Annotated in this window: 14 protein-coding genes; 12 read left to right on the top strand and 2 right to left on the bottom strand. The window is 29.8% G+C overall.

Going from position 1 to position 16,461, the window contains the following annotated elements; genetic code table 4:
- The first annotated feature begins 280 nt into the window (after positions 1–280).
- From rpmH to SSABA_RS04855, 4 genes are read left to right on the top strand one after another with little or no spacing between them, the layout of a single operon-like run.
- On the top strand, positions 281–415 hold the full coding sequence (rpmH, locus tag SSABA_RS04870) for a 50S ribosomal protein L34 (protein ID WP_025251474.1): 135 nt from the start codon (positions 281–283) through the stop codon (positions 413–415).
- The gene (gene rnpA, locus SSABA_RS04865) at positions 415–753 is read left to right on the top strand and encodes a ribonuclease P protein component (RefSeq protein WP_025251473.1); all 339 of its coding nucleotides are present in this window, start codon (positions 415–417) and stop codon (positions 751–753) included. The genes rpmH and rnpA overlap by 1 nt, the downstream gene beginning before the upstream one ends.
- A 14-nt stretch (positions 754–767) precedes the next feature.
- Positions 768–1,952: a membrane protein insertase YidC gene (yidC, locus tag SSABA_RS04860; protein WP_025251472.1), complete on the top strand. Its 1,185-nt coding sequence runs from the start codon at positions 768–770 to the stop codon at positions 1,950–1,952.
- Positions 1,952–2,506: a R3H domain-containing nucleic acid-binding protein gene (locus tag SSABA_RS04855; RefSeq protein ID WP_025251471.1), complete on the top strand. Its 555-nt coding sequence runs from the start codon at positions 1,952–1,954 to the stop codon at positions 2,504–2,506. Before yidC ends, SSABA_RS04855 begins: the two co-directional genes overlap by 1 nt.
- On the opposite strand, the gene SSABA_RS05230 is transcribed toward SSABA_RS04855, so the two are convergent.
- Positions 2,485–2,676 carry a DUF3307 domain-containing protein gene (locus tag SSABA_RS05230; protein ID WP_084655785.1) on the bottom strand — a complete coding sequence of 64 codons (192 nt, stop codon included), beginning with the start codon at positions 2,674–2,676 and terminating at the stop codon, positions 2,485–2,487. The two genes, SSABA_RS04855 and SSABA_RS05230, sit on opposite strands and share 22 nt — an antisense overlap.
- Here SSABA_RS05230 and mnmE point away from each other — a divergent pair.
- The 7 genes from mnmE to SSABA_RS04810 all read left to right on the top strand — a co-directional run bounded on the left by mnmE (position 2,600) and on the right by SSABA_RS04810 (position 12,452).
- A complete protein-coding gene (gene mnmE, locus SSABA_RS04850; protein ID WP_025251470.1) occupies positions 2,600–3,946 on the top strand; it encodes a tRNA uridine-5-carboxymethylaminomethyl(34) synthesis GTPase MnmE in 1,347 nt (448 codons plus the stop codon). The two genes, SSABA_RS05230 and mnmE, sit on opposite strands and share 77 nt — an antisense overlap.
- 21 nt (positions 3,947–3,967) lie before the next feature.
- Positions 3,968–4,753, top strand: coding sequence for a TatD family hydrolase (locus SSABA_RS04845; RefSeq protein WP_038673699.1), 786 nt, complete (start codon positions 3,968–3,970; stop codon positions 4,751–4,753).
- Between the two features lie 242 nt (positions 4,754–4,995).
- Positions 4,996–5,952, top strand: a complete 957-nt coding sequence (locus SSABA_RS04840; protein WP_025251468.1) for an L-lactate dehydrogenase — start codon at positions 4,996–4,998, stop codon at positions 5,950–5,952.
- Between the two features lie 289 nt (positions 5,953–6,241).
- Complete coding sequence (locus tag SSABA_RS04835; protein ID WP_025251467.1) at positions 6,242–7,198, top strand: L-lactate dehydrogenase; 957 nt, start codon at positions 6,242–6,244, stop codon at positions 7,196–7,198.
- A 241-nt stretch (positions 7,199–7,439) separates the two neighbouring features.
- A complete protein-coding gene (locus SSABA_RS04830) occupies positions 7,440–9,350 on the top strand; it encodes a lipoprotein (RefSeq protein WP_025251466.1) in 1,911 nt (636 codons plus the stop codon).
- A 1,195-nt stretch (positions 9,351–10,545) separates the two neighbouring features.
- Complete coding sequence (locus tag SSABA_RS04820; protein WP_025251464.1) at positions 10,546–10,995, top strand: lipoprotein; 450 nt, start codon at positions 10,546–10,548, stop codon at positions 10,993–10,995.
- Positions 10,996–11,429: 434 nt separating this feature from the next.
- Complete coding sequence (locus SSABA_RS04810; protein ID WP_025251462.1) at positions 11,430–12,452, top strand: hypothetical protein; 1,023 nt, start codon at positions 11,430–11,432, stop codon at positions 12,450–12,452.
- 900 nt (positions 12,453–13,352) lie between these two features.
- On the opposite strand, the gene SSABA_RS04805 is transcribed toward SSABA_RS04810, so the two are convergent.
- Entirely contained in the window at positions 13,353–15,230 is a 1,878-nt protein-coding gene (locus SSABA_RS04805; protein ID WP_025251461.1) for a lipoprotein, read from the bottom strand.
- 647 nt (positions 15,231–15,877) lie between these two features.
- On the opposite strand from SSABA_RS04805, the gene SSABA_RS04800 reads away from it, so the two are divergent.
- Positions 15,878–16,375, top strand: a complete 498-nt coding sequence (locus SSABA_RS04800; RefSeq protein WP_158500006.1) for a tyrosine-type recombinase/integrase — start codon at positions 15,878–15,880, stop codon at positions 16,373–16,375.
- Positions 16,376–16,461: the final 86 nt, after the last annotated feature.

The raw sequence follows: 16,461 nt of genomic DNA, 5'->3' as shown, positions 1-16,461 counted from the left end.
TGATAATCACACACTTTTCTACAATACGATTATAAGATATTAACAAGATTTCCCCTGTGAATATGTGATAAACTAACAGTTATTAACATAAAAACTCTCAAAAAGACTACTTAAAACCCTTTAAATAGAGAGCTTAGGAAAGTTATCCACATATTAAAATCCTAGTTTTTAATTATTCAAGCAAACAAAAATTCTTTTTTAAAAAAACCTCTTTTTTTACTAAATTTACCCAAGATAATATATAATTATATATGAATTTTAACTTAAAGGAGGGATCACGATGAAAAGAACATGACAACCAAGTAAAATCAAACATGCGAGAACTCACGGTTTTAGAGCTAGAATGGCTACAAAAAACGGTAGAAAAATCGTTAAAGCACGTCGCGCTAAAGGCAGAGCTAGATTAACAGCTTAATGACAAATGCTAAAAAACTCCGTATTGTAAAAAAAAATCATGAATTTCAAGACATTATTAATAAAAAGCGTTTTGTTAAAAATAATTTATTTGTAGTTTACTTTTTTAAAAAAGAAGATCAATTTTTAAGATATGGTATATCTGTTGGTAAAAAACTAGGAAATGCTGTTTTAAGAAATAAAGCGAAGAGACAAGTTCGAATGATTATGCGAACTCATTTAGAAGAGATTAGTTTAATAAAAGCTGACATCATAATCCTTGTAAGAAACAACTTTTTGAGAAGCGATTTTAAAGAATCGTCTAATCTTTTAGTTGGTTTGATAAAAAACATAAAATAAAAGGAGGCGGCATTGTGTACAAACAAGACTACACCAAGTATTTAACGAAAACAAAAGCAAATAAAAAAAATCCTTGAAAAGTCGCTTTTTTTTGATTTAAGATTGTTGGTTTTTTATTTTTAATTATTTCAATGCTATGAGGTTGTATCCAGATGTATCAACCAAATTTCACTGTTGGTCAAGTTACTGATATGACAGGTAAAAGCATTTTTGCTCCCGGGGTTGGTTTTGAGATAATCATTAAATCTTTGGGTGATGTTGGTTCAAAAAACCACTTCTTTGTTCCTACAAGTGAGGGTTTGAGTGAATACGGCTGGAACCCTGTTTATTCTTGAGGAAGTACCTTTGCTGTTACTAAATCACCGTTTTATGGATTCTTTGTTTACCCACTAGCCTTTATTTTAGTTGGTTTTATTAAATTATTTCATGGTAGTTTGGTTGATGACGGAAGTTCTTCTTTTGGTATTTCGGTTTTCTTCTCAATTCTACTTACATCTCTAATAATTAGAGGAATAACGCTCTTGTTTTCTTGAAAAGCCCAAAAAAATCAAGAAAAAATGCAAAGTATGACAAGCAAGCAAGCAGAAATTCAAGCAAAATACAAAAATTCAACAGATCGTGCAGCCAAACAGAAGCAAGGAATGGAGCTAGCAGCCCTTTATAAAAAAGAAGGAATTAGTCCTCTTGGAGCTCTTGCTGGATCATTTATAACAATGCCCTTCTTGTTTGCGATGTTTTCAATTATTAAATCAACCAAAATTTTAAAAGTTGCTTCTATTGGAGAGATTTCTTTAATTGAACAACCATTTGCACAGATTCAACAAGGAAACTGAGTTTATGTGTCAATTATTTTGGTCTATTTGCCGCTTCAAATTGTTTCAATGTTGTTGCCAACATTTTTACAAATCTTTAAAAAGAATAAGGGTCCAATTACAGAACAACAAAAAAAAGCTCGTAAAAAACAAATTATAATGCAGTCGGTTTTTGTTGTAGTATTCTTCTTCATTGTGGCAACTGTTGCCTCAGGGGTTGCGATTTACTGGATCTTCTCATCAACATTCCAAATAATGCAAACTTTAGGATTCCACTTTGCTAGAGAAAACAAAAATAAAAACTTTAAGAAAAAAATGGCTCGTAAAAAAGAAAAACTTGAAAAGAAACAGGCAAAAATTGCTTTGAAAGAAAAACAACAAGCTTAATGATTTTCAAGAAAAAAATAACCTATGATTATAAAGTTATAAAGACCCGAAGTTTTCTTGGACTAAAATTCAAGAGAGAATCGGGTTTTGACTTTAAAGACTTGGTTGCTAAAATTAAGAATCTTTTTAATGAGCCTATTTTAGGATTTACAAATTTAAAATACGAAAGTGGTAAGCTTGAAATTAGTAGTGACAAAATTGACTTCACAACAAAAGATGAGTTGCCAGATTATAACCTGACCGCGGATTCAGTTTTTCAAGTTAAAATGTTTTTTGAACAAGCGCTATGATCACACTTTCATTATCAATTTAATTTTGATATTTATTCACAATACAAAGAAACCAAAACAAAAGAAGAATATATACAAATTGCTTTGGAAGCCGCCAAAAAGGTACTTGAAACTCGTACGAGCCTTACACTACCGATTATGAATAAAAAAACTCGACTTTTAATTCACCAAGAACTTTTAAAAATTCCAAATATCACAACTAAATCAGTTACAGAAAACCAAATCCGGTTAATGTCAATAATTTATAAACCAAATAAAAAATAGTGAAAAACCTGGTCTGTGCACCAGGTTTTTTTATTAATTAAATTCTGCTTTGAGTTTGATTTGTTATAATCAATAAAGAAATGAGTTGTTAAAATGATTATAGACACAATTGTTGCTCCAGCAACAAATATTGCCCAACAAGCTCTAGCAATAATTAGAGTATCTGGCATTGATGCTTTTAATATTATTAATCAACTTTTAAAGAAGCCTTTAAAAAAACAACGTAGTGTTAATTTTTGTGACATAATTTATCAAGATCGACTGCTTGACCAAGTTGTAATAACAACTTTTATAGCCCCAAAATCTTTTACCGGCGAAGACACAATTGAGATAAATTGTCATGGAGGTGTTCTAGTTACAAAGCAAATTCTAGAAGCCATAATTAATGCCGGGGCCCGAATGGCTCTACCCGGGGAATTTTCCCAACGAGCTTTTTTAAATAATAAAATTAATCTTTTGCAAGCTGAAGCAATTAACGACCTAATTACTGCTAAAAACCTGTTTGCAAGTCAACTAGCTGTTAGAAATATGTCTAAAAAAAATAACATCGGAGTTAAAAATATTAAGGTGAAACTATTGGATATAATTTCGCGAATTCAAACCTCAATTGACTATCCAGAATACGATGACATTGATGGAAGTTCTAACGAAGAACTTCTCAACTCAATTGATGAGCTTTCAAAAATAATAAAAACAATAATTTTTAAAAGCCGACTAGCAAATCAATCGGTCTCAGGAATTCAAACCGCCCTGGTTGGAAGCACAAATGTAGGAAAGTCATCGATTTTAAATTGTCTTCTCAACGAGGATAAAGCAATTGTTTCATCTGAAGCTGGAACGACTCGCGATCTTGTTGAGGGAGAAATATCTTTTGCAAACTTTACCCTAAAACTTATCGACACTGCTGGAATTCGATCAACAGAAAATAAAATTGAATCAATTGGAATTCAAAAATCTTACCAGGTTTTAAAAGAGGCGGATCTTGTGATTTTTGTCTTAGACGCCCAGAGCTTAAAATTCCAAGATGAATTTTTAACGGAATTAAAAGACAAAACCGTTATCACGGTTGTTAACAAATCTGAAATTTTAACAAACCAAGAAAAACAAGTTATTCTTAAAAAAAATCCCGAAATAGTTTTTTGTTCTGCTATAAACAATGAAATTGACGAACTAATTAATAAAATTAAAGATAAGTATGATCACGGAGAAGTTATAAAATCAGATGACTTAGTTCTTTCAAATATTTATCATATTTCTTTACTATCTAAGGTTGAAAATAAAATTGAGATTGCTTATAATAATTTTAAGTCAGGCTATCCTGTTGATATTATTAATGTTGATCTTTATGAAGCTTGAGACAATTTGAATGTGCTACTTGGAGAAAGTTATGACGAAGAAATTATAGATAATATTTTTAGAAAGTATTGTTTAGGAAAATAGGTAAATTATGTTAAAGGGAATATTTGACACACACACACACATTTAAATGATCAAAGGTATAAAGAATTAAATTATTCAACAAGAGAGATTATCAGAGATGCTAATAAAGTTGGTGTTGAACTAATGTGTAATGTTGGTTTTGATATTGAATCATCAAAATTAGCAATTCAACAGTCATACAATTATAAAAATATTTATGCAGCCGTGGGTATTCACCCAAATGATGTTGAAAAGTTTGATTTCGTTAGCGATTTAGAAACCATTAGCGATTTAGCAATGAATGAAAAAGTAGTGGCAATCGGTGAAGTTGGAATTGATTATTTTTATTCAAGAGAAAATCGCGAATTACAAATTAAATGATTTAAAGCGCAAATAAAAATTGCTCAAGCCAACAAACTACCCGTGATGATGCATTTGCGCGATGAAGTCGGAAAATATGAGGCCTACGAAGATGCCTTGAGTATTTTAAAAGAGATGAAAGTAAAAAAAGCAATTGTTCATTGCTTTACAGTTAACCTTGATTACGCCAAAAAGTTTGTTAATGCAGGTTACTTATTATCAATTCCAGGAGTTGTGACATTTAAAAGCGCAAAAGATTTACAAGAGGCTGTTAAATGAATTCCGTTGAAAAATTTATTAGTTGAAACAGATGCCCCCTATTTAACCCCAGAACCAAACCGTGGTAAAATTAATCAACCAAAATATATTGTTGACACCGTTATTAAAATTGCTGCCCTGAAAAAACTCAGTGTTGAAGAAATTGTTTCAGCAACACGGTTAAATGCTCAAGCGATCTTTAACGTTTAAAAACAATAATTTGTTAATATAAAGAAAATCCATTTTATGGATTTTTTATTTTTTTAGATTGGACTTGCTTGGACTTGCTCTAATATATATTTTTTCAGCAAATCTTGTGACCATAAAATTAATAATAATTATTCAATATTTTATAAAAGAATATTTAATAAAAATATAGCGTGTTTTCACTTATTTTTAATTCTTTTAAAAATATCGTGATAGTATTAGAGGTGGAATTAAGGGAGACAAAAATGAAAAAAACGTCAAATAAAATAGTTCTTATTGGAGCTGGCGCTGTTGGTACATCTTTTATGTATTCAGCAATTAACCAAGGAATCGCGTCAGATTATGTATTAATAGATGCATTTCCACAAGCCGCAGAAGGTAATGCATTAGATTTAGCAGATACTATCGCGGTTTTACCAAACCCATTTACATCAATCAAGGCTGGGGATTATTCAGATTGTGCAGATGCTGATGTAATTGTTATTACAGCTGGACTTCCACAAAAAGAGGGAGAAACTAGACTAGATATGGTAGCTGCAAACGCAGTAATTATGAAAACAATCGCACTAGAAGTTAAAAAATCAGGATTTAAAGGAATTAGTATAATTGCTTCTAATCCAGTCGACGTCTTAACTCTTATTTACCAAGAGGTGACAGGATTTGATCAACACAAGGTGATTGGGTCGGGAACCACACTTGATTCTTCACGTCTAAGAAGATTATTAGCTGAAAAATTAAGTGTTGGTCCAGAATCAGTTGATGCATTTTTGGCAGGAGAGCACGGAGATTCATCTGTTGCTGTTTGGTCACATGCATCAGTTATGGGTCAACCAATTAGTAAATATATTGCTGATAAAAAGATTACCCAAGCTGAACTAGATAAAATTAGAGATGAAGCTGTAAATATGGCATACAAAATCATAAGTTTAAAACGCGCAACATTTTATGGAATTGGTGTTTGTTTAACAAGAATTGTAAAAGCTGTCTTAAGAAACGAACGCGCAACCCTGATGGTTGGTGCTAAACTAAATGGTGAGTACGGCAACAAAGATTTATTTACTGGGGTTCCAGCAATAATTGGAGAGAACGGATGATCATCAATAATTGAATGAGACTTAAATGATTTTGAACAAGCTCAATTCAATAAATCTTGTGAAACTTTATCAACTTCAATTACAAAAGCTCGCGAGGCAATAAAGTAATAAATTAAAAACAAAATTATGAATTATCACTAGAACAACAAGAGTTCACTTATTATTTATTAATAGCCTTTGCTAAAATTTAAAAACGACCCCTAGACATTGTTCAGAGGTCGTTTTTTTAATTTTAATAATTAACAGAAATTTTTGTCTTTTAAAATATCGACCCAAAAAATACCTAAAACGCTAAATTTTTTATTAAAATTTTGCAAGAATGAACCCGGCTTTTATTCTTTTTAATTATCTAAAAAATACCATGATACAATTGAGTCTACAAATGAAGGAGAGACAAATGAAAAAAACATCAAACAAAGTAGTTCTAATTGGGGCCGGTACGGTTGGGACATCTTTTTTATACTCAGCAATTAACCAAGGAATCGCTTCAGATTATGTATTAATTGATATCCTGCCACAAGCCGCAGAAGGAAATGCACTTGATCTAGCAGACACTATGGCAGTTTTACCAAACCCATTTACATCAATCAAGTCTGGAAATTACTCAGATTGCACAGATGCTGATGTAATTGTTATTACAGCTGGCCTTCCACAAAAAGAAGTAAAAAGCAGATTGGATGCTGTAGTTGTAAATGCCTTAATTATGAAAACAATCGCTCTAGAAGTTAAGAATTCAGGATTTAAAGGTATTACAATAATTGCTTCCAACCCCGTCGACGTCCAAACCCTAATTTATCAAGAAGTAACAGGTTTTGATCAGCACAGGGTAATTGGATCGGGTACCACTTTAGACTCATCACGCCTAAGAAGATTATTAGCTGATAAACTAAATGTTGGGGCAGAATCAGTTGACGCATTTATGGCAGGAGAACATGGAGATTCATCTGTTGCTGTTTGGTCACATGCATCAGTTATGGGTCAACCAATTAGTAAATATATTGCTGATAAAAAGATTACCCAAGCTGAACTAGATGAAATTAGAGATGAAGCTGTAAATATAGCATACAAAATTATAAGTTTGAAACATGCAACATTCTATGGTATTGGGGTGTGTTTAGCCAAAATTTTAAAAGCTGTTTTAAGAAACGAACGCACAACCTTAATGGTTGGTGCTAAACTAAATGGTGAGTATAACAACAATGGCTTGTTCACTGGGGTTCCAGCAATAATTGGAGAGAACGGATGATCATCGATAATTGAGTGAGACTTAAATGATTTTGAACAAGCTCAATTCAATAAATCTTGTGAAATCCTGTTGGCAGCAATTTCAAAAGCGCACGAAGCGATAAAGTAATTAAAACAAAATTGTAAAGTTTTGCTTTAAACTAAAATATTCAATAATTTGAATTTTAAAAATAACAATAAAAGTTTTTAAAATAAAACTACCTCTAAGCGTTTTTAGAAGTAGTTTTTTATTTTTATTTCAGCTTGCCTATTTATTTTAGATTTATTTTTTTGAATTTTAATAAGTCATATAGGAAAAAATGTGAATTAATAATTTTTAATGAACATTTATTAATAAAGGAGAAACAAATATGAAAAAATTACTATCAATTTTAGCGGCTACTACAATGGTTGTTTCCGCTCCATTGAGCGTTGTTGCTTGTGGGGACGGAACTGGGAAGCCAGATAAGGACTGAGATTTTGATTCTACAGCAATAGACTTTAAAAGAGAAATTGGAAGAGTTTATCAAACAAGTTTAACAAGAGATTTTCAGGATTATTTTTTCACAAATCAAGAAGATATTGAAAAAGAGAATATTTTTGAAAGCATTTCTTTATCCAAATTAGATGAAATTGTTGGAGACAATAGTTTCGTAAATCTTAATACTGATTCAAAAGATTTTAAAAATTTTGCAAGCGACTTGGAAAAATTAACTAATTTTGACAATTTAAAAAAAGAGACCGACAAAGAGATTGTTAAAAATGTCAATTACAAACCAATGTTGGTTGATGGAGCTAACCCATTTGACAATTCGAAAATAGATTTTACTACAATTACTGTTCAAAAATTGGATAATGAAATATTTACAATTCATTTTAAAACCATTTCTGATTTTTATTTTAAAGATAAGTCAAACCAAAAAGTAAACGACACTGTTACTTATCAGTCGTCAATCACAATTTTTAAAGAGCGTAATACATCCGAGGAAATGAAATTAATTTCTAAATCTTTTGAAAATAAAATAAAATCAAAAGAATATGCAAATTCATTTAATTTTGAAAGTGAAGATGGACGTATTTACAAAAATATTGATAATTTAGATAAAAACTCCAATGTTAAAAACCAATTTTTAACAGCAGGTGGAGAAGTTTTAAAAGAAAATAATGAATGAAAAGAATACAGTTTTAAAGCCGATAACATGAATATCAAAGGTAGTGTTGAAGACTTTGATCTGACCAACACACATAATAGTAGGGATTATATTCCATATAACAGTGTCCCTCAACTTGGGCTTGTAATGGTTGATAATCCAGAGAGTATGGATCCTGGCGTGCTTGGTTTTATGGAAAAAATGCAGTCTGATGAAATTCCGGAGAGCTATTTTAAAAGTATGGCAACTTCATTTGATGCTAGCAAAAAAAATACAGGTGATTGAGACCAGTTGAAATCAGGTGATTGAAGTTATGCTCCTGAACTAGATAATGACCTTTCTGACAAGGGTTGAAGTCGCGCCTTTAATCCGTTTTTAGATAAAAAATATTCTAAAGTTTTGACTGACTTATCTTCAATTAGTCCTAATTTTGCATTAGACCAAAACAAGGAAATATCTGAAAATAAAGATTCCAAACTAATGGGAATCTATAAAGTCGAAACAAGTGGATTAATTCTTAATTACTACAATTCATTTACAGGTAACACAATAGATCTTCAAATGCCAAAAATACAAATTGGAATTAGACAAAACGCTCCTGAAACTACTAAAAAAATAGTTGAAGACTTCTTTGCTGCGAATGTGAATTTGTTTAAGCAAATGTATGGATACAATGGTAGCGGATCAACAACTACAAACTTTTTTATTGAGATGCCAAATAGTTTAGGAAGCCTTAAAAGAGACACCTTTTATACATTCGGAGAGGTGTTTAACCCAGCCTACGAGCAAGCAAGAAAAAAAGTTATTTCAAAAAATTCTAATTACGAAAAATATTTAACAAGCTTCGCTAGTTTTGGTGCTGGATCAGGCAATGAATGTGAATATATAAAAATAGACAACAATAATGTAATGTCATTTTATGATGCCAACAAGCTACCGCATAAAACTTATGGACCTTACTTTCCGTGAATTTGTTCCCCAGGATCTTACTTCTTTTCAAAAGATTCTTACGGTGTGAAAAGCGGGCTTGGTGGACAATGAAATTTTGGATTTTCAATGCCTTTGATTTCTATAAGAGATATAAAACTAATTCCAAATTACAAACCAGTTAAGGCTGTATTTGTCGACTAGAAATAAATATTAAAAAACAAACACAAAAAAGTAACAGATTGTTATAATCGTGATATATAAAATGAATTTTATAAAATAGTTTGACTATGTCAATTAAAATTAACAATAAAAAAATTCTCCCAACAAAATTTGTTGGGATTTTTTTGTGTTTAAGGTTAGGTTTGGCGCAGCTATTCCCTCTATAGCGCTAAACACTTTTTTAGAACTCAAATTTTTGACTTTATATTTATAAACTGATTCAATATTTAGGGTTTCCAAAAAAATTTCGCACACCTTGTTATCAACAAATTTACCTCGTCTTGATATTGACATTGGTAGATAATTTTTTTCAACCAATTGAAGTATCTAAATTGTCTTCTCTTAAAGGTGTTGTGAGCTCATCAGCGTTTCTATCTTTAAAATATCAATAGATAACCCTTTATTAGGTGATTTTGTTAGCTTCCAGTCAATATTTCTGCAACAAACAAATCTTTTACAGCAATAAGTTAACTAAATTTGTGTCAATTTCTATGAATGTAACTTCGGTACCCCATTTTTTAATTTTATTTTTCAGTTTCAAAATTTCTGTTTAAAATATTGGGCTATCGCAAATGTTATGATGGTGAGTACGGCAACAAAGATTTATTCAATTCAAAACCACAATATCCACTCAAAAACGATGCAATCATTTGAAAGTTAAATTTGCTTTTAATTTTCAAAAGTAATCATGCTTTGCAACTTTATCATTAAAATTTTTATGAGCAGTTTTTTTAGATTTGGTTCAAAGTTCATATCACTGTTTGAAACTTTTAAATAATTGCTCATCAAAGATATCAAAAACTTCTTTTCAGTATTAAAAATGGCGAAGTATATTTGTTTATCAGTTTTTGCCAAATGCTTTTTAAATCATTTCATCCTTAGTGATTCAGATCCATTTTTTGTATTCTTTAAGTTATCTTTTTAAAGTTGACTTAATTATATTAAAATTTTTTCATAGTATCTAGTTGTGTATTAGTCTTTTCGTATTTGATTAATTTTAAGTTATCAGCTTTAGTTCGTTATCTAGTCATAAAAAAAGAGCACCTCTCAATAAAATTATAACAGTGTTTTTTTGCTGTCTATTTTATTTTAGATACTCAATTTTTAATTTGTATAAAACTATAAATATAATTATATTAATTTTTAATGAACATTTATTAATAAAGGAGAAACAAATATGAAAAAATTACTATCAATTTTAGCGTCTACTACAATGGTTGTTTCCGCTCCATTGAGTGTTGTTGCTTGTGGGGACGGAACTGGGAAGCAAGATAAGGACTGAGATTTTGATTCTACAGCAATAGACTTAAAAAGAGAAATTAGAAGATTTTATCAAGCAAGTTTAACAAGAGATTTTCAGGATTATTTTTTCACAAATCAAGAAGATATTGAAAAAGAGAATATTTTTGAAAGCATTTCTTTATCCAAATTAGATGAAATTGTTGGAGACAAGAGTTTCGTAGCTCTTAATTCTGATTCAAAAGATTTTAAAAATTTTGCAAGCGACTTGGAAAAATTAACTAATTTTGACAATTTAAAAAAAAGACCGACAAAGAGATTGTTAAAAATGTCAATTACAAACCAATGTTGGTTGATGGAGCTAACCCATTTGACAATTCGAAAATAGATTTTACTACAATTACTGTTCAAAAATTGGATAATGATATATTTACAATTCAATTTAAAACCATTTCTGATTTTTATTTTAAAGATAAGTCAAACCAAAAAGTAAACGACACCGTTACTTATCAGGCGTCAATCACAATTTTTAAACAGCGTAATACATCCGAGGAAATGAAATTAATTTCTAAATCTTTTGAAAATAAAATAAAAAGAATATGCAAATTCATTTAATTTTGAAAGTGTTGATGGTCGTATTAATAAAAATGTTGAGGGTTTAGGTAAGAATTCAAATACTAAGTACAGTTTTCGGCAGCCGGAGAGGAAGTCATTAAAGAAAATAGTGAATGAAAGGATTATAAATTTAGTTCTGACAAGGTTGATGTTAAAGGAAATGTTGAGGATTTCGATGACGCCAACACTCACAATAATGAGGATTATATGCATTATTCAAGAGCTTCTGGGATAGAAGGCCGCTTAGACTTTACTAATCCAAGTAGTACTAGAAAGTCTACTCTTACATTTTTTGACCAGCTGCAATCTGACAAAATTTCAGATGACTTTTTCAAGGATTTGGCAAAAGTTTATGAAGCCGATGAAAATGACAAAGGAGTTTGAAGTGGTCTTGATGCAGGAACATTTACTTATAGAACAGAATTAAATCAAAATCTTTCTAATGCTGGTTGAAGTCGTGCGTTTAACCCATTTCTAGAAACAAAATATTCAAAATTTCTAAAAGATTTAGCAGAAATTAGCCCAAATTTTGCCTTAGATAAAAACAAAAATTTTTCTGAAAATACAGATTCAAAGTTAATGGGAATCTATAAGGCAGAAACCAGCGGCTTAGTTTTAAAATATAAAAATTCATTTACAAGCACTGTTGTAGATATTGAGATGCCCAAAAATCAAATCGGAATTAGACAAAATGCTCCTGAATCTACAAAGAAAGTTGTTGAAGATTTTTTTGCTGCAAACGTAAACTTGTATAAGCAACTTTATGGATATAACGATAGTGGATCTACACTTACAAGTTTTTTTATAGAATTTCCAGAAAGTTTATCAAGTGTTAAAAGAGATACTTTTATACCATTTAGAGAATTATTTGAACCAGCATATGACTTGGCAAGAAAAAAAGTTATTTCAAAAAATCCAGAATATGAAAAGTACTTAAATCACTTTGATAATTTTAATTGGACATCTAGAGAATTTAGTTATGCAAAAATAGGAAAAGCGGGTGAAATTTCATTCTATAATACTAATAAAGAGCCTGAAAATGAATATAGCCAATATTTTGCATTTGGATTTCAATTAGGATCATGCTTTTTTTCAAAGGACTCTTTTGGGTCTGAAAATGGTCCTCGTAGTGCAAAAAACTTTGGTTTTACAATGCCAATGATTGCCCCATTAAATCCAAATAATGTGAACCAAAATATAAAGCCTTTTAGAGCCGTTTTCATTGATTAAAAAATAAATACGGACTAGGATTTATATTTTTAAATATAACATATAACCCCTTCAGCACAAAAAGCATTGTGTACTGAAGGGGTTTTTTGGTGGAATTGGGTAATTATTAAATCAAAACTTCCAATAATTAGTTAAAAATTAAAAACAATAAAAGAGCGGTTTAAATTCATTGCCTTCCTAATTTTGCACAAAAAATCCCCTTACGAGGAATGCATAACTATTGAAAAATAATTATGATTACGGAAGGGGATTTTTTTTGTGCAAAATTTGAGGGGTAGTTAGGCTAACGCGAGATACTTTATTTATAATATCTAGATCGGAGTTTTATAAAAAATTAGTTTAATAAGGTGAGAATTTCCATTGTCAAATAATATCTACTATTTGTTGGAAGGTGACACATGTAATTAGAGATTTGTAGTAATAAGAAGTAAGAATTTTTAATTCGATAACTAACTCTGATAAATGAGTGCACCAATTTTACTAGTTATTAAATTAAATGTATTTTTTATTGTCTTAAACCGGCTTTCAAACCATTAATAATATTTGTAAATTAATTCCATACTTTTAGTGCTAAAGAGTTTTATATGTTAGTTATCAACCTAGTTACTGGAAATTGAAATTAACGCTACTAAGGAGTCGTTTTCAAGTTTTTTTGTAATCCATTCAGAGATGCAGATTGCCTTGGTCTTAATGTGTAATGATTTTTTTTGAATTATTCTTTGAAATTGCTTTTTCAAACAATCAAAAATTCAAATTTTTAAAAAAAGTATTTGCCTATTAATAAACTGTTTTCAGGTATCTACAAGAAAAAACTTAACTTTTATATAAAAAGCCCAAATTTTTAAAAAAAAATGCAGTCAACTTGAAAGCCTACTACATTTTTATTTCAATAATTTATTTTTAACTGAAAACTACCTTAAATGGTTTATTAGTTTTAGGAAAAACCCATTCAGTATTCTGAGTAAAGGCCGGCATTGTAAATCCAAAACCTCCGATTATATTTAGGTAACCTAAAGAACCTTTTGAAAAGAAAGAAGAACACGGTTTAAAATCTGCCGGAAGAAATTCTGTTAAACCATAAATTCCTTTTTTATTATCATAAAAAGATAATTCGTTATTTTGACCAATTTTCACATAACTTAATCTTTCCTGCAAAGTCAGAGAATATCCCATTGAAAAATGATTTAAGTACATCTTATATTCTGGATGATTTTCAATTACCTTTTCTTTTGCAAATTCGTAAGCTGGCAGCATTATTTCCTCAGCGCCATAAAAAGTATTTCTTTTGAGTTCGCTTAAGCTTGGAGGTAAAACTATGTTGTATTGATCTCTTGTAGATCCACCCCCGTTATAGCCAAACATTTCTCTATAAGTAGTAATTTGAGAAGCAAAAAAATTCTCTACCACTTTTTTTGTGTCAATTGGGGATATTTGTCTAACCCCAATTTGATTTTTTGGCATCTCAACTTTAACTGTTGTTGATGTTATTGTTGATTTATATTCTAAATAAATCCCTGAAGTTTCGACCAAATAAAATCCCAATAATTTATTGTCGGTGTTTGAAGCTAATTTGCTGTCACTATCATTTATTTTAAAGTTTGGACTTGCATCTATGATATTTTTATAAACTCTTAAATCATTTATTGTGGGAGACGAGTTAAAAGCGTGTGTCCACCCCTCATTATAGAATTTTGGATCTAATCTTGGTCTTTCAAAATCTTGTTCTTTACTAGTCATTACTGATTCATCATCTCAACTTTTTGCAAAATCTTTTAAATATTCTTGAGAAAGTGAGGATTTACTTATTTCATCATAAAACTTATCTAATGAATTGCTAGAACTATTACCAGTTTTACCCCTAAATTCATCTGAAAAAGTTTTAATATAAGCAGAATCACCATAAAAATTTGCGGCATTAAAGTCTTCAACATTACCAACAATTGTTAAATTATCAGTTTTAAACTCATAATTGCTTCAGTCTGCATTGCTTTTTTTAACCTCATCGGTAGCAGCTAAAAAACGATTCTTAACATTAGAATTTTTGGCCATATCTTCAACGTTTTTGTCAACTCTTCCATCAACGCTTTCAAAATTGTATGAATTTGCATAACTTGTTGAGTTAATTTTTTCAGTCAACGTTTTTGAAATTAATTTCATTTCCTCAGATGTATTACGCTCTTCAAAAATTGTAATTGATGATTGATAGTAAACTTTGTCAACAACCTTATCTCCGGTACTATCTTTATAATAAAAATTAGATTCTGTTTTAAACTGGATTGAAAATGCGTTTTTATCCATTTTTATAACAGAAATTGCTGAAAATTCAACCTTGGAGTTATTAAATGGGTTTTGACCATCAATTAACATTGGTTTAAAATTGACATTTTTAACAATTTCTTGATCGGCACTTTTTTTCAAATTATCGATATTAGTAATTTTTTCTAAATCGCTTGCAACTTTATTAAAATCACTTGAACCAGGGGTTAGGATTTTCATAGAATCGCTTCCAACCATTTTATCCAAGCTAGTTAAAGAGATATTTTCAAAAAGTTTTTCCTTATCAATATCTTGTTGATTTGTGAAAAAATAATCACTGTAGTCTTTTGCTAAACTATTTTGATAAACTCTAGAAACTTCTCTAGTAAATTCGTTTTTTGTTTTATCAAAATCTCATTCTGGATCAACTTTATCTCCGGTTCCATCCCCACAAGCAACAACACTCAACGGAGCTGAAACAACCATTGTAGTAGCCGCTAAAATTGATAGTAATTTTTTCATATTTGTTTCTCCTTTATTAATAAATGTTCATTAAAAATTATTAACTCACAAGTATTGTGAAATTAAGAAAAATACCAAATTTTAAAGCCACTAAACCAAAAACGGCAAATGAAATACAAATTAAAAATTATTGAGTTAGAAATTATCTAAAAAAGTGGCTCTAAAAGTAAAAAATTCAAGAAGATAAGACAATAGCAGCCTAAAAACCCGTTTTTTTAAGCAAAATGGAAAAAAACTGACTTGAGGTTTAGTAAAATCATTTAAATATTATAATAATAAATGCCGCTGTTTAATTTAGTTGATATAATTAAATATATAAATAAAAAAGAATTTTTCAATCACTTTTTGATTTTTGCTTTAGTTCTTTCCCTATAAATAATTTGCTATTTTTATATAAAAACGGGCTGAAGGGAGGTGAAAATATTAAAATAGATAATTTTTTATTATTTTTGTCTGATAATAAGTACAGTCAAAATACTTTAAAAACATATAAGGGGATCTTAAATAAGTACTCGACCATTTTTAACGATATTTCCGAAATTAAATCACAAATCTCCAACTATTTTAATTCGCCAAACACCGCTTGAACCCACTACAATGTTGTTTGCTCTTATATGAATTGAGCCAAGGATAAAAGGATTGTAAAAATGAAACAATTCAAAATGCCAAAGATTCCCAAGGTTTATCGAACAGTTTTCAAAAAAGACTTTTTACTAGAAAAAACAAATATAAACAATGGAGATTCCAAAAAATTAATTCAAAAAAAGATGGTGATAAAATTTTTGTTTGAAACCGGAATTAGAGCTGAAGAATTAAAAAATATTATTAAAATCAATCCACGAACAATTACTGTTTTAGGGAAAGGAAATAAGTTAAGAGAAATTTTTCATTGTAACGAAACAACAATTAATTTGAATGAATTCACTTTTACAACTAAAACGTTGAGAATTTGAGTTAAAGAAATTTTGGGAAAAGAATTTACCCCCCATTCAATCAGAAGATCTCATGCCACTCATTTATTAACTAATGGTGCTAGTCCCAAGATGGTAATGTTGCAGTTAGGTCATGAAAAAATAGAAACAACTTTTAGATATCTGAACTTGTCAATAGAAGACAATTGAACAATTTATAGTAATAGTATTTAAGGGTTATAATCAAGAAAAATACTTTAAAAGCGAAGATTTATAAAAAAATGAACCACAAAAAAACCAACATTAGCTTTATACAGATT

The organism is Spiroplasma sabaudiense Ar-1343 (assembly GCF_000565215.1).
GTDB classification, from domain to species: Bacteria; Bacillota_I; Bacilli_A; order Mycoplasmatales; family Mycoplasmataceae; genus Spiroplasma_B; species Spiroplasma_B sabaudiense.
Note: the sequence above shows the minus strand (reverse complement) of the source record. Positions and strands in the feature narration are given on the sequence as shown.